Here is a 19,008-nt window from a genome sequence, read left to right as displayed (position 1 = left end):
TTCATCTCACTGATATATCAGTTGACTTATTCTACCCTATAGAGAAATCGCTTTCATTAAATATTGACGACAGAATAAGTACATATGATTAAAAAAGATTCATTACGAGCTACTGAAATGTTTTTTGAAAAAACATTTCATTTAGCTAACTGTATAAATAGATTTACTATCTAAGATAAAAAATGAGCTATGGTAACCTTTCTTTTCAAAAAAATATCATGCACTTTATTTATTGGGTTATTTCAATCTATTTGTAGATAACAGAAATTTTATTGAAGAATGATAGCTATAAAAAAACACACCTAAGCAAGCTTAGACGTGTTTTACTTTAAATCCTATATTTATCTTGAAACGGTCACTCCCTGTTCATTTGAAGCGATGTTTACCGCATCCATGATCTGACCGTCTTTGGATAGCACAATAATATTGACGCCTGTTTTATTTCTTGATACATCGACGCCGGCAATTTTAATTCTAGAAAATTGTTGCTCCTCATAAGACGTAAAACTAGAAACCATGGAGATGTTCTTATCAGTGAGTTTTTGGTTAACTTCATTATAATTTTCATTTTGCGAAAGAATAGGAGTCTGATTCTCTTGACGAATACCAGTAAAATTCCAATCATGAGTAAACTTCTGTAAATCAAGATCCGGTAAAAGTTTTGCTATTTCTACTGCTAAAGCTTCACTCATTTGTTGGGACTTGCCTGCACCAGCAATCAGAACTGTATAATCTGAGTCTTCTAATTCTTTTAGATATTCCTGATAATCCCAAATATTCATCAACGTTGGGTCTCCATTTTTATAAATCGTATTCCAAGCATTTTTAGAAACCGATCGAATCGTCTCCAAGCCAAAATATTTAGCATTTGAACGGTTGATCTGAGAGTCTATGTTCGCTCCAACGTGTGACAGTGCGCTAGAATATGCTGGATAGGGCATCCCTTCATTTGCATTGAAATCAGCGATCAAAGGATTTAGATTACCTTGCTTTTTCTGGTTCTCTACATACCTATATTGTTCGTTGATATCACGATAAGACTGAACGATACCTTGCACACCTAAGACAAAGGAAAATAAAAATTGAACAATGAGAATTGAGCTGATCACACTATAAAAACTTCCAGCTGTTGTCTTTGTTAATTTATCTGGCCATTCGATTAACATCGCAATAATAATATACAATGCGCCACCAAAGAATGACCGCCCCCAGTTAAGTCCAGTTGGCGAAAGAGATAACACATAGATAGTTGCTAGTCCGGCAAGAATATATACATATGAAAGTCGGAACCAGTTTTTATGCTGGTTAAAAATAATACCTAATGCAATTAAAATAGCCACTAAAACAAATAATTGCAAACTGTTTTCGTAAAGAGTTCGTGTAATCCCAAAAACACCAGTATATAACTTACGAGCAAATGACCATGTACTACGGTCGAAGTACGTTGCTCGTATCGCATTCCCAGGAGCCGCAACCATCATCAATAATCCAAAGATTGCTCCACCTAAACCTGAAAACAACCATACCTTAATCGGTCTTTTCTCTTGATAGATAAAATAGATATACCCTAAAACAACAAGAATCGCTCCACCAGATGTATTTTCATTACACCATCCGGCAAGTATCCCTAAAACTGTCATAATAATAATCTGCAATGGTTGACTGAATGGTAGTTCTCGACCTTTTGTATAATAGCGGTGATACATAGAAAGAAAACTAATAATGATGATGCCACCCCATAGATAATTCGCAGCTCCAGTCTCCCATAAGATCGTTTGTCCGAAAGTTGGGACAAATAACCAAATCAACAAATTGATCATTAAATATTTAAACACATAAAAATTCTCATTATCTTTAGTTGATATTTTATAGATCAAAATGGTTAGTAAAACATAAATCAATGGATTCATAAAATTGAATACGATTTTTGGCATCAATAAAAATAAACGCGCAATGATATGGACCACTGACCGACCTGTCCAATTCATGTATTGCATATATTCGTCATGAAGAATAGTTGAAAAACTTGTTGTTTTGTACATGTATTCAATATCATCTGCAATCAATGGCGTTAAAAAATTCAAGATGACCATGACTACGTAAACAGAAACTATCACAATCATCTTTTTATGCTTGCAGATACTATCGATTATTCGATTCATTTTGTTCTTCCCTTCCAACAATTATTTAAGTGAATACTTATGAATATTATTATAACATTTTAAATCATTGGGTGCTCTTAAATGAAACAACGCTTTTTATCATTTTTTGTCTCATAGTTTCTTTGGCTTCAGATAGGTTCACTACAAAATGAACATTTCATAAAAGATCTTAATAGAAAACAATAAGAATAAATGTTTGTCGAAGCCTTTTCATTCAAGATCTCAACAAATCCACAAAGCCTGAGCGGTTATTCATTCGTGGGGAATATAGTCTCGAAAGACAGAAAAGAAGAAATTTCTAGGAGATTTTATGAGTTGAGTAGTTGACTAGCAAAAATCATCTGAGGCAAAACAAAAAAGCTTACTAGGAATTAACAGGAACAAATTTCTAGTAAGCTTTTTTATATTATGATAATGCCATAACGCCTAATTCACAAAATTTCTTTTGCTCCTTAGTACGCAGTGTCTATGGGCTATGACCGACACCTTTCCTTTGTGTATTAATCATAGCATAATGAAATGACTTTGGGAAGAATTTTAAATGCTATTCAATGATTTAGATAAAAACAAAAAAATATTTTTCATTTTATTATGCTTTGAGTAATGCTTTTTATTTAATTTTGCACGATAAATAAAGCTTCTAATTTCTTTTCTTCTAGCAAAAATCATTTTTTCGCTTTCAATATATTCTTTATATAAAATCATCAGACAAAAGATATCATGAATCTTTGTATGTTCAAGTAAATTATTGTATAGTGAAATTTCTTTCCTACTAACATTCTTATTAATTTGATATTTTGTAAGAAAACTTTTTACGTTGGAAGAAACAACAAGACTACCTGAGTGATTTTTATTTGCAATATTCATCAATATAGGACGATTATGAGAAGAAGCATTTCGAATACGTTTGATCATTATCAGTAATTCCTCAGCGGTTTTATAATACGCATAATTATTTTTCTGTTTATCAACATAAAACTTTATAAAGTCTATCAATTGCCCAAAATTCAATTTTTCTATTAGTACCCAAACTGGAACAATCTTGCTATTAAAATATTTCCGTGATATTTGATAATCATAATCATTAGGGTCAGATACATTATAAATTGTTCTTTTTAAAATCGGCTTATAATTAACATTTATGTAATTTTGTCCATAACGTTGTCTTAGTACTTGTTGTTTTAAATTAAACTTTACTCTCTCAAAGGAATCAAATTCATTGACGATAGCATACCCATCCTCAGTACTATTCGTTATGTCCTTAATTAAGTTCTTTTTTAAACTGTGTTCTATGTCTAAACATAATTTATTAAATAAATGTCTCATTCTCATATCTATTATTGATAAATCATATAAATGAAAAAAGTCTAAATCAATATATTTATTGTTGCTATCTTTTCTAAAATTTCTCTTGTAACAAGTAATTTTATAATAAAAATTGGTGTTTTCAAGTATATTCTGTGCTTCAGTAACTGTTAAAATATCACAGCTAATATTTTTATCCTTTGTTAAATATGCGAGTTGGTCAGATAAATTTAGTTTCATAATTCCCACCCATTCAATATTATTATCTAAAAACAGACTCATCAGTTGTAAGTAGAGGATTAATCTTATTGAAAATGCTGTCTTCACTGGAAAAGTTTAATCATGCTAGAAGATTTTATTTCTTTTTTGACTAATTTCCCAGTATTATATGTGTCAATTTTGTTATTTTCTAAAAGATTTATATAAAGCTAATTCTGTAAACTTCATAAGATCATTAAATATCAGCAAATTATGTTTACTTTTATCAATTAATAATTCCATTCCACTTCAAAAGCTCCAAAAAAAAGAACGAATGTTCTTATCTATTTTATCATGAAACCGCATTTGTTTCTACAATTCAAACTTACTAAGCTTTATCCTATATGGCTCAACACGGAAAAATATTTTTCGCTATAAAAAAAAGAACAGACAGAAAATAATCATCTTCTGTCTATTCCAAACATTCTAACATTTCTATTTACCAACTTCATTTGATAGAAAGTCGGTTTACGCTGTTAAATTATTTAGCTAAAGCGTCTTTTGCTTGGTCAGCTAATGCAGTAAATGCTGCTGCATCATGGACAGCCAAGTCAGCTAACATTTTGCGGTTGATGTCGATTTCAGCTAATTTCAAACCGTGCATCAATTTTGAGTAGCTTAAGCCATTCATACGAGCCGCTGCGTTGATACGAGCGATCCACAATTTACGGAAGTCGCGTTTCTTTTGACGACGATCGCGATATGCGTAGTTGTATGAATTCATTACTTGTTCTTTTGCTGTTTTAAATAAAGTGTGTTTTGAACCGTAGTAACCTTTTGCTAATTTCAGCATTTTTTTGCGACGTTTACGAGTTACTGTTCCACCTTTTACACGTGCCATGTATAATTCCTCCTAATAAAAATAAATCTTTAAATTTCAGTTATTTTACGTTCTTATTTCATTTTTGCTAGTTGTTGACGAATACGTTTGAAATCGCCACTAGAAACCATGCGCGCTTTACGTAATTGACGGCGTTGTTTTTTAGTTTTACCGTGGAAACGGTGACTTGTAAACGCACGGAAGCGTTTCAATCCGCCTTTACCAGTACGTTTGAAACGTTTTGCTGATCCGCGGTGTGTTTTTTGTTTTGGCATGACTATATTTCCTCCTCAAAATCTTTCGTTATCCGACTATTGACTGTCCAACAATCAGTTAGTCATTCAAATTACTTACTGTCGTTTTTCGGTGCCAGCGTCAAGAACATGCTGCGTCCGTCCATTTTCGCTTTTTGTTCCACTGTTGCAATATCAGCAGTTTCTTCAGCTAAGCGATCCAAGACTTTTTGACCAATTTCTTTGTGGGTAATGGCACGGCCTTTGAAACGGATAGAAGCTTTCACTTTATCGCCTTTCTCTAAGAACTTACGTGCATTACGAAGTTTTGTATTGAAGTCATTCAAATCAATCGTTGGACTTAAACGAACTTCTTTTACATTGATCACTTTTTGTTTTTTACGCGCTTCGCGGTCTTTCTTTTGTTGCTCGAAACGGTATTTTCCGTAGTCCATGATTCGCGCTACTGGTGGTTTCGCACCTGGAGCAACTAACACAAGATCCAAGTTTGATTGTTCTGCAATTTGCAATGCTTCTGCTTTTGACTTAACTCCTAATTGCTCACCATCTGAACCGATCAATCGTAATTCACGTGCACGAATGCCGTCGTTAACCATCATATCCTTTGCTATGGTCATTCACCTCCAAATATTATGAGAGAAAGAAAAGCTTACCGAATGAACGGCAATAAAAAAACGAGTTCTTTTGATAGAACCCGCACGTACTCCACCTATACTACATATAGATGAAAACTATCTAGCCCAGTGACTGTATCAACTAAGGCGAGAAGCGGGTGCTTCTGCTTTTATTTCTCAACTTAATTATCATACCAAATCTATTTCTTTTTGTCAATCATTTCTTCACTTTTTTCTATTTAATCGTAGCAATTCTTCTTCACATACAGCTCAGTAATTAGACATTTTTGTTGCTTCGCTTATCACCAATCGAATCTGTCCCCCTACTGCTACTACCTCATTTACGTTTTATATAATTCCACTTCTTTTATTTTAAGATAACTAAAATATAATCTAGGGAAAATCATTTGATTCTTAATACCAAGAAATATTTTTTTATAAAAAAATGTTCTTATTTTCCAAACACGGTACCAAAACCCCTAAAAAATCAACGTTATAACAAATCATATTATTTATGTTTCTATTATTTTTTTTACCTACACATCGGTATAAACTGATTCGTAACTATTCGTTTTTTTTGATAATCTTAATTTCAGATAACACGATAAAGAGATAATTACGAAACTCGTCTTTTATTATTCGTTATCTAAATCTTATTTACATATGGAGGGAAAAATGAAAAAACAAATTTTGGGTACCGTTTTATGCTCGGGGATTTTATTTGGAGCAAGCTTAGCGATCGGGGAACAAGACGCTTCTGCTCACGGTTATGTTGAATCACCGATCAGTCGTGCGTATCAAGGGCACTTAGACCGCAACGTCAACTTAGCTGCTGCAATAGCTAAGTATGGTCCTGTGGTTTACGAACCGCAATCATTAGAAGCCGGTAAAGGATTCCCGGAAAGAGGTCCTGTCGACGGTCGCATCGCTTCTGCCAACGGAGCTGTTCAACGAAGCTTTGTATTAGACAACCAAACAGAAACAATGTGGACAAGACAAAACTTAGAAACAGGAGCGAACACATTCAGATGGCGCTACACACAATCTCACCGTACAACTAAATGGCATTATTATATTACTAAAGTAGGTTGGAACCCGAATGCACCACTGAAACGTAGCGATTTAGAGTTGATTACAGAAATCCAACATGATGGAACTGCTTCTGCAAATAATCGTAACCACACAGTCAACATTCCAAACGACCGTATCGGTTATCATGTTGTTTTAGCTGTATGGGACATTCATGATACAGGCGGCGCCTTCTATCAAGTAGTCGATGTCAACTTGAAAGGTGATTCTGCGATTCCAGTAGCACCAACAGCACCACAAAACGTGCGTGCGACGAATGTAACTTCTTCAACTGTCCAATTAGCTTGGAATAGTCAAGCGAATACTGCATCTTATAATGTTTATCGTGATGGTGCATTGATCGGAAATACATCATCGCCAGATTTCAATGATACAAACTTAACTGCGGATACTTCTTATAACTATGAAATCGAAGCAGTTGGACAAACTGGCTTAGTCTCTGCTAAGACAGCTTTGACAGTAAAAACTGCAACAGAAAATGCACAAGAAAAACCAACTACACCGACTCACTTACACTCAATGGGTCAAACAAGTTCAAGTGTTTCATTGATGTGGGGCGCTTCTACTCATTCAAAAGGAATCAAACAATACAACATCTACCGTAACAATCAATTGATTGGTTCAACAAAAGAAACAGCATACGAAGTGTCTGGATTAGCTGCAAACACTGCCTACTCATTCGTGGTTCGCGCAGTCAGCAATACGGATGAACTATCTGATGCAAGCAATGCGTTATCTATTACGACAGATCACGATGACAATGGCGGCGACAGTGGTGGCGAAGTCACTCCAGGACGTCAATGGACAGTAGGAAGCTTATTCGCACCGGTTTCTTATACAGCAGGCGAAGAAGTTGTTCACAACGGTGTAACATACATCACTTGGCAATCTCACTTGAACTACGGAGATACAAACTGGGCACCCGGAATTGCTCATGCCTTATTCTATCCTAAATAAAATAAACCTTATAAACATAATTAAAACGATAATATAGAAAACATTCCACGTAAACAAAACCCTATAAAACTGAGGCTAGAACAACTTTCTTTGCCTCAAAAATAAGCTAGCACCTGTAACATTCGAGACGAATTATACAGGTGCTAGTTTTTCAAAGTGCTCATCCATTATCACAGATTGTAAAACACATTCTCTCCCTCTTCGTATCCAGTTCCTTCTATAAATAGATAAAATATATAGAATTGCTTGAGATGTAGTATTTAGTCATCTCGAAACTCTTGAATCCAAATAAACGATATTCTAAATTGACTTTTTTCGATAATAAGACCGAACACTCCTATCACAATCTCAAACCAAAAAATTGATGATCAAATCTACAAAAAAGGACTAAAACAGTCAATAAAAAGATATATTTTAAAAATAATCAAACGTCAAAAAATAACTATAAGCGCCATTCCAAGCTTTCTCAATTAGAATAAAATTTTATCTTTTTATTTTTTTATTGTTATTTATTATACAAAATAAATAACTAATAACAAATAAAAAAGACAATAAAAATGCCTTTAAATCAATATTTATTCATGTTTTGGATAAAAACACCCTCATTTGACGTCAAGACCCAATTTTACCTAATGTTCGGTATAAACAGATTATTCAATAGTGCAATTCTCTGATAATATTAAATACAGATAACAACGAGGCACATCGAACGAGTCATACTCATCGACCTTATTAGTTATCTAAAAATATCATTTTATCTATGGAGGGAAACATGAAAAAGCAAATTTTAGCAACAGTTCTATGCTCTAGCGTTTTATTAGGAGTAGGTTTATCTATCGGAGGACAAGACGCTTCAGCTCACGGTTATGTGCAGTCACCGATCAGTCGTTCTTATCAAGGACACCGCGACCGTCTAATTAATCACGATTCTGCATTAGCAAAATACGGTCCAGTAATCTATGAACCACAATCATTAGAAGCATTGAAAGGCTACCCAGCAGCTGGTCCTGCTGACGGACAGATTGCTTCTGCAAGCGGTGCAGTTGGAAACAACTTCAACTTAGACCGTCAAACTTCGACTATGTGGACAAAACAAGACTTGAACACAGGTCCTAATACATTCACTTGGCGCTATACACAATCACACAGCACCACTAAATGGCATTACTACATCACAAAAGCTGATTGGAATCCAAATGATCAGTTAGATCGTAGCGATTTTGAATTGTTAACAACGATCAACCATGGTGGGGCTCAAGCTGCAACAAATCCATCACACTCAGTGAACATCCCTAATGACCGTCTTGGTTATCATGTTGTTCTAGCAGTTTGGGATGTAGATGATACAGCAATGGCATTCTACCAAGTAATCGATGTGAACTTGAAAGGTGATTCAGCAATTCCAGTAGCACCAACAGCACCACGTAACGTTCGTACTACTAACGTAACTTCTTCAACAACTCAATTGACTTGGGACGGACAAGCAAATGCTTCATCATTCAACATTTACCGTGATGGTCAATTATTAGGAAACACAGCTTCACCAGATTTCAGTGATCAAAACCTAACTGCAGAAACTACATATAAATATGAAATCGAAGCAGTTGGACAAACAGGTCTAGTTTCTGAAAGAACAGCTTTATCTGTTACAACTTTATCTGAAACTACAGAAGAAAAACCAACTGCACCTAGCCACTTACACTCAATGGGTCAGACAAGTTCTAGCGTTTCATTGATGTGGGGAGCTTCTACTCACTCAAAAGGAATCAAAGAATACGAAATCTTGCGTGATGGCCAAGTAATTGGTTCAACAACTGAAACTGTTTTTGAAGTAGAAGGCTTAAAAGCTGAAACACAATACTCATTTGTAGTACGCGCAATCAGCAATGAAGGCGATGTTTCAGATGAAAGTAACACATTAACAATCACAACTGATCGCGATGAAAATGGCGGAGGTGACGAAAACGGTGGCGATGGCGGAAACGGCGGCGGTGAAGTCGTTACTGGACGTCAATGGACAGTAGGAAGCTTCTTCTCACCTGTTTCTTATACAGCCGGTGAAGAAGTTGTCCACAACGGTGTGACTTACATTACTTGGCAGTCTCACTTGAACTACGGTGATACAAACTGGGCACCAGGAATTGCTCACTCATTATTCTACCCTAAATAAATCAACTCACCACCCTTTGTTCGACTAAACAACGATTGAAATAAGCAAGAGGCAATCACTCATTTGTGATTGCCTCTTTTTTGTGATTTTTTATTTGGACCATTCAAAGTTCCACTTCAGTCAGAACATTTTTTATACGCTGATTTCTTCACGGATCTCCGTTAGTTTTTCTTCGATCATTTGTAACACTTGCACTCTCGCTGCTTCATCTTCCACAAAGTTCAAGCAGTCACCGTCGATTTGAATCTTAGGACTTTCATCATAAGCTTCATACCATTCATCATAACGGCGATTCAATTCTTGATAGTACTCATAAAGACTAGGATCAAAAGAAAGTTGCTCATATGTCCGCCCTCTTTTTTCGATCCGTTCTAACATGGTTGAAAAAGATACGCGAATATGAACCAATAGATCGGGATGTTTTTTCGATGCCGCATAGGGCAATTCTTCCATCATGTTCGCCAATAATTCATCGTAGACTTGGACTTCTGTTGCTGTCGCTCGACCAAGATCTGCATTTAAATGAAATAATAATGAATCCTCATAGATCGAACGATCTAACACATTGTTATCCTCTTGCATCGCTTGCTTGATACTTGCAAATCGCTTATTCAAAAAATAAATTTGCAATAAAAACGCATATTGTTCAGGGTTTGCATAAAACAAAGGCAATACTTCGTTGTCATCGATTGATTCATAAAAGGCCTGACTCTTAAAATGGTCAGCAATCATTTTTGTTAAGCTTGATTTCCCTGCCCCTATCGTTCCTGCTAAAACAATCACACTCATTTCCCTCCAACTCACTTCTCCCACTAAATACAGTGTTTTTTTCTCATGTTTCTAAATATAACCCCAATATCTTGTGGTGTCAAACGAAATCGACAAGTTTCTTTCCTATGAAAAACCAAAATTTTATTAAGAAAATCACGTTTTTTGTCGAGAAATCGTATTCTTTATTTTACTTCTTGACTGGTTTTAGTAAAATAAAGAAGGACTGTTTTTTTGGACAAACATCGCGCACGTAGTAATAGGCGCTTTATTTTTTGTTTAAAAGCTACTCTCAGAGGAAAAGAAGGAGTTGTACTATGGCAATTCATGGCCAAGGGGAATCGAGTGGAAAACTGATTTTAATGGGTGAGCATGCTGTCGTTTACGGCGAGCCTGCCATTGCCTTTCCGTTTTATGCAACAAAAGTAACGGCTACACTTGAAGCACTCCCATCATTCAATAAAGATCAACTTATTTCTTCCTACTATATAGGAAATTTAAATGACGCACCACATGCGTTGAACAATATCAAACAGCTGATTGCTGGACTGAAAACTCACTACCATGTGCAAGACACATTGCGTTTAACAATTGAAAGCACCATCCCTGCAGAACGTGGGATGGGTTCCAGTGCAGCTGTAGCCACTGCGATCACACGAGCTTTTTATTCTGCCTATGAGTTGCCATTATCACGAGAACAATTATTGGCACATGTGCAAGTTTCTGAAAAAATCGCACATGGAAACCCCAGTGGAATCGATGCTGCCGCAACAAGTGGATACGAACCGATTTATTTTACAAAAGGCCATCCTTTTGATTATTTTGCGTTGAATATCGATGCTTTTTTGATCGTTGCTGATACGGGAATCAAAGGTCAAACACGTGCAGCGGTGAAAGATGTGGCTCACCTTTTTGAAAAAGATGCGCAGAAAACTGGACAAAAAATCCAACAACTAGGATACTTGACGAAACAAGCTAAAAAAGCAATTATCGACAACTCACCAGAAAAGCTAGCTGAAGCAATGAATGATGCCCAGCGCATTCTAAAAAGTTTGACGATCAGTAATGACTTTTTAGACACTCTGATCGCTACCGCACGTACTGCTGGCGCTTTAGGTGCAAAATTGACCGGTGGCGGACGTGGTGGATGTATGATTGCTTTAGCACAAACAAAAACAGAAGCTCAAGAAATCAGCCACGCACTAATACAAGCAGGCGCAGCTGAAACTTGGATTCAAGGATTAGGAGTACATACCTATGCTTAGTGGTAAAGCCCGTGCTTATACAAATATCGCCTTGATCAAATATTGGGGCAAGGAAAACGAAGAATTGATTCTTCCGATGAACAACAGTTTATCTCTCACTCTCGATGCCTTTTATACAGAAACCGAAGTGATTTTTTCAGATTCGTTCACAGACGATCTGTTCTATTTAGATCATGAATTACAAACAGAAGCAGCAACAAAAAAAATCAGTCGCTTCCTTGATCTTGTACGCATACAAGCGAATACAAACAAACGCGCAAAAGTGATCAGCCATAACTTTGTTCCAACAGCCGCAGGTTTAGCTTCTTCTGCAAGCGGTCTAGCTGCGTTAGCTGGCGCCTGTAATGAAGCCCTAGGACTAGAATTGGATAAACAAGCCCTGTCCAGACTCGCTCGTCGGGGTTCTGGTTCGGCTTGTCGTAGTATTTTTGGTGGCTTCGTGGAATGGGAAAAAGGGCATGATGACCAAACTTCATATGCGCAACAAATCCCTTCTAATGGATTTGAAGACGAACTCGCCATGGTATTTGTATTGATCAATGATCAACAAAAAGATGTATCTAGTCGTGATGGGATGCGTCGAACAGTGGAAACTTCGCATTTTTATCAAGGGTGGCTTGATTCAGTCGAAACAGATCTAATGGAGCTGAAACAAGCAATCGCTGAAAAGTCGTTCCAAACAGTGGGCGAAGTCATGGAGCGAAACGGGTTAAAAATGCACGGCACCACGTTAGCGGCTAATCCACCCTTCACCTACTGGTCTCCAGATAGTCTGAAGGCGATGCAAGCAGTTCGTGAACTACGTGCTTCAGGCATTCCTTGCTATTTCACGATGGATGCAGGTCCAAACGTCAAAGTATTAGTTGAAAAGAAAAATCAAACGGCTGTTCAAGCAAAATTCATTGAATTATTTAGCCGTCAACAAGTGATTCTTGCTCATGCTGGGCAAGGAATCACGATTATTGAATAAAGGGAGATTGTTATGGTTGAAGTATCTGCACCTGGAAAACTTTATATCGCTGGAGAATACGCAGTTGTCGAAACGGGGCATCCTGCAATCATCGTGGCAGTCGATCAATTCGTCACAGTAACAGTGGAAGCTGCTCGGAAAGTAGGAAGTATCCAATCTGCACAATATAGCGAGATGCCTGTGCGTTGGACAAGACGAAAAGGCGAACTTGTTCTAGATATCCGTGAAAACCCGTTCCATTATATCCTTGCTGCTATACGTTTAACTGAGAAATATGCACAGGAAAAAAACATTCTTCTTTCATTTTATGATTTGAAGGTAACCAGTGAATTAGATAGCTCAAACGGCAGAAAGTATGGACTAGGTTCTAGTGGCGCAGTAGCGGTAGCGACGGTTCGAGCATTGAACCAATTTTACGCACTGAATTTATCTCAGTTTGAGATTTTTAAAATTGCAGCCTTAGCTAATCTAGCTGTCCAAGACAATGGTTCTTGTGGCGATATTGCGGCTAGCTGTTATGGTGGTTGGATCGCCTTCTCCACTTTTGACCACCAATGGCTCAAAGAACAAGAATCAAGTAAAACGATCAGTGAATTATTAGCGCTTGATTGGCCTGGTTTATCTATTGAATCCTTACACACTCCGGAAGATCTCCGTTTATTGATTGGTTGGACCGGTAGTCCTGCCTCTACTTCCGACTTAGTGGACCAAGTACATCGCTCTCGTGAAGATAAAATGGCGGCGTATCAACAATTCCTTGAAGATAGTACGCTTTGCGTCAACACGATGATCCAAGGTTTTAAAGAAAACGATGTTGCTTTGATCCAAGAAATGATTCGTAAAAATCGTGAATTATTGCGTGATCTGTCTGCCATCACTGGTGTGTTGATCGAAACACCAGCATTAAATAAACTGTGTTGTTTAGCTGAACAATTTGAAGGTGCGGCGAAATCTTCTGGCGCTGGCGGTGGGGATTGTGGCATCGTGATCGTGGACCAAAAATCAGGTATCCTTCCATTGATGAGTGCTTGGGAAGAAGCTGAGATCACCCCGCTTCCATTACATGTCTACCATCAACAGAAAGAGGACAAGTTATGAATCGAAAAGATGAACATGTATCATTAGCTAAAGCATTTCACAACAAACAGATAAATGAATTTGACTTCGTTCGACTTGTTCATCGTCCACTTCCACAAAGCAAGGTTGATGACGTGTCTTTGAAAACAGAAGTTGCAGGTTTTACTCTTTCTAGTCCTTTCTATATCAATGCCATGACTGGCGGTAGCGAAAAAACAAAAAAGATCAATCATGACCTTGCACAGATTGCTAAAAGTGCTGGGTTGATGATTGCTACCGGTTCTGTCAGCGCCGCCTTGAAAGATCCTTCCTTGGAAGATTCTTATACGGTGATGCGAGATGTCTATCCTGAAGGGAAGATTTTAGCGAATGTCGGTGCTGGTACTTCTGTCGCACGTGCCCAAGAAGCTGTAGAACTCTTCCAAGCGGATGCGTTACAGATCCATTTAAATGCACCACAAGAATTAGTCATGCCTGAAGGGGATCGCGATTTTTCGCAGTGGAAAGAACTGATCTCAGAAATCCAACAAACTCTTGATGTGCCAGTGATCGTAAAAGAAGTGGGCTTTGGGATGACGAGGGAAACCATCATTGAACTGTCTGAACTAGGTATCAAGACGATTGACGTCAGTGGACGTAGCGGAACGAGCTTCACGCAAATCGAAAACGCTCGACGTAAAAAGCGTGAATTGGCTTATTTGACGGATTGGGGACAGTCTACTGTGTCCTCCTTACTTGAAGCAAACGAAGCGAATACACATGCCGAAATCATTGCTTCGGGTGGCATACGAAATGCTTATGATATCTTTAAAGCATTGTGTCTTGGTGCGAACGCTGTAGGGATTTCCGGAACGATCTTGACGCACTACATGACACACGGGATCGAGGAGACGATTGCTCTTATGGCACAGTGGCAAGAAGAACTACGAATGCTCTATGCCATGGTCGGTGCAACAAAAACAAGTGATTTAACAAAACAATCCTTGATTTTGTCTGGCCCTGTCAAAGAATGGTGTGAAGCCAGAGACATCCCATTATCAAAATATGGTCGACGCAAATAAAAATGACGAGTGCATACGATGCACTCGTCATTCTTTGTTTGTTATGGTTGTTTTCCGATATAAGCTAAGATACCGCCATCTACATACAAGATATGTCCGTTAACAAAATCAGAGGCACGTGATGCTAGGAAGACAGATGGGCCAGCTAAGTCGATTGGGTCGCCCCAACGTGCAGCTGGTGTACGCCCAACGATAAATTGGTCAAATGGATGACGCTCCCCGTTTTCTTGTGTTTCTCTTAATGGCGCTGTTTGCGGCGTCGCGATATAGCCAGGTCCGATCCCATTACATTGAATGTTGTACTGACCATATTCTGAAGCAATGTTTTTCGTCAACATTTTTAATCCGCCTTTAGCAGCAGCATAAGCACTTACTGTCTCACGGCCAAGTTCACTCATCATTGAACAAATATTGATGATTTTCCCGCCACCTTTTTCAATCATATCTGGGATGACTGCTTTCGACATGATAAATGGTGCGTTCAAGTCTACGTCGATGACTTGACGGAAATCCGCCGCATCCATTTCGATCATTGGTGTACGTTTGATGATACCTGCATTGTTGACCAAAATATCGATTGGACCAACTTCTGCTTTGATTTGCTGGACCATTGCTTGTACTGCTGACTCATCCGTCACATCACAAACATAGCCTTTTGCTTCGATGCCAATTTCTTTGTAGTTGGCAATCCCTTCATCTACTGATTCCTGAGTTAAATTATTGAAGACGATCGTCGCTCCAGCTTCTGCTAATGAGCGAGCGATCTCAAAACCGATTCCGTATACCGCACCGGTGATTAAAGCGACTTTATTGTCTAAACGAAACATATCCATATTGAATGACATTTTTATCTTCCTTTCCTATTTCAATTGATCCATTGATACCATATCCATATCTGTATAGGTGATATTTTCCCCACACATTGCCCAGATAAACGAATAATTGCTTGTGCCAACACCTGAGTGGATCGACCAGCTTGGTGAAATCACGGCTTGTTCATTATCTACGACTAAATGTTTGGTTTCATCTGGTTTACCCATCATATGGAACACACGTGTATCTTCATTTGCATAATCAAAGTAAACATACGCTTCCATGCGACGTTCATGCGTATGGCAAGGCATCGTGTTCCATGAACTACCCGGTTCTAAAATGGTATAACCCATCTGTAATTGACAGCTTTCACAGACGTTTGGATGGATATATTGGTAGATTTTACGCTCATTCAATGTGACGCCTTCGCCTGTTTCCATGGGTTTCACTTGATCGATGCTGATTTTTACATTTGGATATTTGTGATGTGCTGGCACAGAACTGATGTAAAATTTTGCAGGATTCTCTGGATCTACAGAGGAGAAGACTACATGCTCCGTTTCTTTACCGATGTAATACCCATCTTGTTTCTTCATTTCTTCTTTTTCACCGTCGATTTCAATGAATCCAGGTCCGCCGATGTTGATCACACCAAGCTCGCGACGTTCTAAGAAATAAGTAACACCTAGTTCTTTATCTAGTTTGATTTCTAATGGACTAGTTGTTGGTGTTACACCGCCGAAGATCATACGATCATTGTGCGTATAAGTAAGACTGATTTTCCCTGGAACAAATACTTTCTCTACCAAAAATTCATTTCTCAATTGTTCTGTTGAATAATGACGGATATCCTCTGGGCTATGTGTATAACGTGTTTCCATTTCTTGCATGTTGTTAGACTCTCCTTTATCGAATGATTTTTCCAGAACCGCTAGCGATAAAACTAGCAACTTCTGCTTGATTGAATTGGTTGCAATCTCCATGGATCGTGTGTTTCAACGCAGAGGCTGCTGTCGCAAAATCAATAATTGCTTGTGGTTGCATCTCTTCTAAAATTCCATGAAGCAATCCCCCAGCAAACGCATCTCCTCCACCCACACGATCAACGATCGAAGTGACTTGATGAAGGGGCGATTCGAAATAGCTATCCTTCATCCACAAAGTACCTTGTAGATCATTTTCACTCGCTGAATGCACCGTACGTTTGGTTGAGTAAAACGTTTGGATGTTGGGAAATCTTTCTTGCATTTTTTCGTAATAATAAATAAGTGGATTTACTGTCGTTTCAGGTGCTTTTGCTATCCCTAACAAATAAAGCGCATCCATCTCACCGGCTGAACAAATATCCACGAGTGGTAATAATTGTTCTAACGCTTTACCCGCTTCTTGTTGTGTCCACAACTTGCCCCGATAATTGATATCAAAACTGATTTGACAGCCTGCTTGTTTGGCTGCTTCCATGAGTTCTTTTGTCAACCCTCGCCACTTTTCTGATAATGCCGGTGTGATTCCTGAAACATGGAATAGATCAACTCCCTTGAAACAGTCCTCCAATGACCATTCCAAGCAACCCATCACCGCGAAACTGGAACCGGCACGATCATAAATGACTGAAGCCGCACGTTCACCGATCCCTGTTTCCATATAATATGTGCCAAGCCGAGGGCCGCCTTTCAGCAGTAGACTAGTATCTACCCCATAGCTTCGTAAGTGTTTTTCGACTGCCAGACCCAGGGAATGTTCTGGGACTTTTGACATGAACGAAACCGTATGTCCATAATTTGCTAATGAGATCGCGACATTCGCTTCCCCACCGCCATAATGCGCGCAAAAATGATCACTGTCTTGTAACCGTTGTCCCTGTTCTGTCGACAAGCGTAGCATGATCTCTCCGAGTGTCACGACTCTTCCCATGAGCGGTTACCTCGTAATTTCTTTCATTTTTGCCGCATATTGTTGTGCGACTTTTGTCACTTCCTCAAAATCTCCATGAGCTGCTGGAGCCAACAAGTTCCCACCAACACCAACAGTGATCACGCCTGCCTCAAACCATTCTTGCATGTTTTCTAAACTGACCCCACCAGTAGGCATGATATTGACATGGGGCATCGGCGCTTTGAATGCAGAGATGATACTTGGACCGAAAGCACTTCCAGGAAATAGTTTGACGATGTCTACGCCACTTTTTAGCGCTGTTTTGATTTCATCGATCGTCATACATCCTGGTAAATAAGGGATTTGGTATAAATTGCATAGTTCTGCGGTTTCCTGATCAAAACAGGGGCTGACGATATACTCAGCACCTGCTAAAATCGCTAAACGCGCAGTAATAGCATCCAACACTGTCCCTGCACCGATCACCACATCCTGTTGGTCTTTGTATGTTTCTACTAGTTCTTTAATTACCCGATCTGCTTGTGGCACGGTGAAGGTCAACTCAATGCCAGTTAGTCCGCCTTTGATAATCGCGTGACAAGCATTCAGCGCTTCTTCATTTGTTGCTCCTCGTACGACTGCAATAACTCCCGCTTGTTTCAAACGAGATAAGATATCCATTTTTTTCATTTTCCCACCCATTTCTTATTTGGAAATTATAGTTTACAATAAAGAAATTTACATCTTCATTATACGGCAGGAATAAAAAAATGCAAACGCTTTTTAGTTTTTTTCAAAAGTTTTTTCGATTTCTTCTTTCGTTTGCAGGATCGTTTGAATGATTTGAGCTTTGCTTTCTTCACTTAATCGGTATTTCGGCATACTGACACTAAACGCTCCAACCACTTGGTTCTCATGAATTAAAGAGGTACCGATGCAAAAAATATCTTTTTCGACTTCTTCATCATCGAAGGCGATTTTTGTTTGTTTGACTTGCTGGATCTCTTTTTTTAGTTTTAACGGATTGGTAATCGTATATTCAGTGAATGGGATCAGAGGACATTTTTCAATATACTGTTGATATTGCTCTTCCGTAAAATGCGCCAAGACGGCTTTCCCCATTGCTGAACTATATAAAGGTCTCGTGATACCGATTTTTGAAGACATACGGATCGTTTGATTTTTAGGGTCCAACTTATTGACATAGAGAATCTCGTTGTTGTCTAAAATACCTAGATGAATAGTTTCGTCAATTGTTTGTTGTAGTTTTTCCAAAAATGGCAAAGTGCGTTCAACTAGATCGATTTGATCGATATTTTTGTTTGCATATCGGACCAGTTTTCCGCCTAAACGATAATTTTTTTCTTGATTTTTATTTACATAACCAATCAAGGATAACGTATCTAAAATTTTTAATGTAGTAGACGACGTCATGTCGATACCTTTCGCAATTTCTTGTAATGAAGCATCTGGATGCTCTGCTAAATAATCTAAAATATGTGAAGCTTTGATTAGAACGGTTCCATAAGGTTTTTTATTTTCCATATTCC

At 38.2% G+C, this 19,008-nt stretch carries 17 protein-coding genes and 1 other annotated feature; of the genes, 6 read left to right on the top strand and 11 right to left on the bottom strand.

Going from position 1 to position 19,008, the window contains the following annotated elements:
* Positions 1 to 341: 341 nt before the first annotated feature.
* From EM4838_RS15480 to infC, 5 genes are all read right to left on the bottom strand, one after another.
* The gene (locus tag EM4838_RS15480; protein ID WP_071866150.1) at positions 342 to 2,162 is read right to left on the bottom strand and encodes a DUF3329 domain-containing protein; all 1,821 of its coding nucleotides are present in this window, start codon (positions 2,160 to 2,162) and stop codon (positions 342 to 344) included.
* Between the two features lie 537 nt (positions 2,163 to 2,699).
* Positions 2,700 to 3,707 (bottom strand): Abi family protein, encoded by a 1,008-nt coding sequence (locus EM4838_RS15475; RefSeq protein ID WP_071866149.1) that lies wholly within the window; start codon positions 3,705 to 3,707, stop codon positions 2,700 to 2,702.
* 499 nt (positions 3,708 to 4,206) lie between these two features.
* The gene (rplT, locus tag EM4838_RS15470) at positions 4,207 to 4,566 is read right to left on the bottom strand and encodes a 50S ribosomal protein L20 (protein WP_019723984.1); all 360 of its coding nucleotides are present in this window, start codon (positions 4,564 to 4,566) and stop codon (positions 4,207 to 4,209) included.
* Positions 4,567 to 4,619: 53 nt separating this feature from the next.
* A complete protein-coding gene (gene rpmI / locus EM4838_RS15465; protein ID WP_010736566.1) occupies positions 4,620 to 4,820 on the bottom strand; it encodes a 50S ribosomal protein L35 in 201 nt (66 codons plus the stop codon).
* Positions 4,821 to 4,891: 71 nt separating this feature from the next.
* Positions 4,892 to 5,416 (bottom strand): translation initiation factor IF-3, encoded by a 525-nt coding sequence (gene infC / locus EM4838_RS15460; RefSeq protein ID WP_010736567.1) that lies wholly within the window; start codon positions 5,414 to 5,416, stop codon positions 4,892 to 4,894.
* A gap of 43 nt (positions 5,417 to 5,459) precedes the next feature.
* Positions 5,460 to 5,589 (bottom strand) — a sequence feature (ribosomal protein L20 leader region).
* Positions 5,590 to 6,088: 499 nt separating this feature from the next.
* Between infC and EM4838_RS15455 the strand changes: the two genes are divergently transcribed.
* Positions 6,089 to 7,459, top strand: coding sequence for a lytic polysaccharide monooxygenase (locus tag EM4838_RS15455; protein WP_071866148.1), 1,371 nt, complete (start codon positions 6,089 to 6,091; stop codon positions 7,457 to 7,459).
* Between the two features lie 772 nt (positions 7,460 to 8,231).
* On the top strand, positions 8,232 to 9,629 hold the full coding sequence (locus EM4838_RS15450; RefSeq protein WP_071866147.1) for a lytic polysaccharide monooxygenase: 1,398 nt from the start codon (positions 8,232 to 8,234) through the stop codon (positions 9,627 to 9,629).
* Between the two features lie 132 nt (positions 9,630 to 9,761).
* On the opposite strand, the gene EM4838_RS15445 is transcribed toward EM4838_RS15450, so the two are convergent.
* A complete protein-coding gene (locus tag EM4838_RS15445) occupies positions 9,762 to 10,418 on the bottom strand; it encodes a deoxynucleoside kinase (RefSeq protein WP_071866146.1) in 657 nt (218 codons plus the stop codon).
* A gap of 296 nt (positions 10,419 to 10,714) precedes the next feature.
* On the opposite strand from EM4838_RS15445, the gene mvk reads away from it, so the two are divergent.
* The 4 genes from mvk to fni are packed head-to-tail and all read left to right on the top strand — an operon-like array spanning position 10,715 to position 14,770.
* A complete protein-coding gene (gene mvk / locus EM4838_RS15440) occupies positions 10,715 to 11,662 on the top strand; it encodes a mevalonate kinase (protein WP_071866145.1) in 948 nt (315 codons plus the stop codon).
* Positions 11,655 to 12,632, top strand: coding sequence for a diphosphomevalonate decarboxylase (gene mvaD / locus EM4838_RS15435; RefSeq protein WP_071866144.1), 978 nt, complete (start codon positions 11,655 to 11,657; stop codon positions 12,630 to 12,632). Before mvk ends, mvaD begins: the two co-directional genes overlap by 8 nt.
* A 12-nt stretch (positions 12,633 to 12,644) precedes the next feature.
* The gene (locus EM4838_RS15430; protein ID WP_071866143.1) at positions 12,645 to 13,730 is read left to right on the top strand and encodes a phosphomevalonate kinase; all 1,086 of its coding nucleotides are present in this window, start codon (positions 12,645 to 12,647) and stop codon (positions 13,728 to 13,730) included.
* Complete coding sequence (gene fni, locus EM4838_RS15425) at positions 13,727 to 14,770, top strand: type 2 isopentenyl-diphosphate Delta-isomerase (protein ID WP_071866142.1); 1,044 nt, start codon at positions 13,727 to 13,729, stop codon at positions 14,768 to 14,770. The genes EM4838_RS15430 and fni overlap by 4 nt, the downstream gene beginning before the upstream one ends.
* 41 nt (positions 14,771 to 14,811) lie before the next feature.
* Here fni and EM4838_RS15420 read toward each other — a convergent pair whose 3' ends face one another.
* From EM4838_RS15420 to EM4838_RS15400, 5 genes are all read right to left on the bottom strand, one after another.
* Entirely contained in the window at positions 14,812 to 15,615 is an 804-nt protein-coding gene (locus EM4838_RS15420) for a gluconate 5-dehydrogenase (RefSeq protein ID WP_071866141.1), read from the bottom strand.
* 15 nt (positions 15,616 to 15,630) lie between these two features.
* Positions 15,631 to 16,473, bottom strand: coding sequence for a 5-dehydro-4-deoxy-D-glucuronate isomerase (gene kduI, locus EM4838_RS15415; protein ID WP_071866140.1), 843 nt, complete (start codon positions 16,471 to 16,473; stop codon positions 15,631 to 15,633).
* 16 nt (positions 16,474 to 16,489) lie between these two features.
* Positions 16,490 to 17,497: a sugar kinase gene (locus EM4838_RS15410; RefSeq protein ID WP_071866139.1), complete on the bottom strand. Its 1,008-nt coding sequence runs from the start codon at positions 17,495 to 17,497 to the stop codon at positions 16,490 to 16,492.
* Positions 17,498 to 17,503: 6 nt separating this feature from the next.
* Positions 17,504 to 18,148 carry a bifunctional 4-hydroxy-2-oxoglutarate aldolase/2-dehydro-3-deoxy-phosphogluconate aldolase gene (locus EM4838_RS15405; protein ID WP_041684164.1) on the bottom strand — a complete coding sequence of 215 codons (645 nt, stop codon included), beginning with the start codon at positions 18,146 to 18,148 and terminating at the stop codon, positions 17,504 to 17,506.
* A 93-nt stretch (positions 18,149 to 18,241) separates the two neighbouring features.
* Positions 18,242 to 19,003 carry an IclR family transcriptional regulator gene (locus EM4838_RS15400; protein ID WP_071866138.1) on the bottom strand — a complete coding sequence of 254 codons (762 nt, stop codon included), beginning with the start codon at positions 19,001 to 19,003 and terminating at the stop codon, positions 18,242 to 18,244.
* Positions 19,004 to 19,008 lie beyond the last annotated feature (5 nt).

It is taken from the genome of Enterococcus mundtii, from assembly GCF_002813755.1.
GTDB lineage: Bacteria > Bacillota > Bacilli > Lactobacillales > Enterococcaceae > Enterococcus_B > Enterococcus_B mundtii.
The sequence above is the reverse complement of the archived record's forward strand: the minus strand, read 5'-3'. Positions and strand labels throughout refer to the sequence as shown.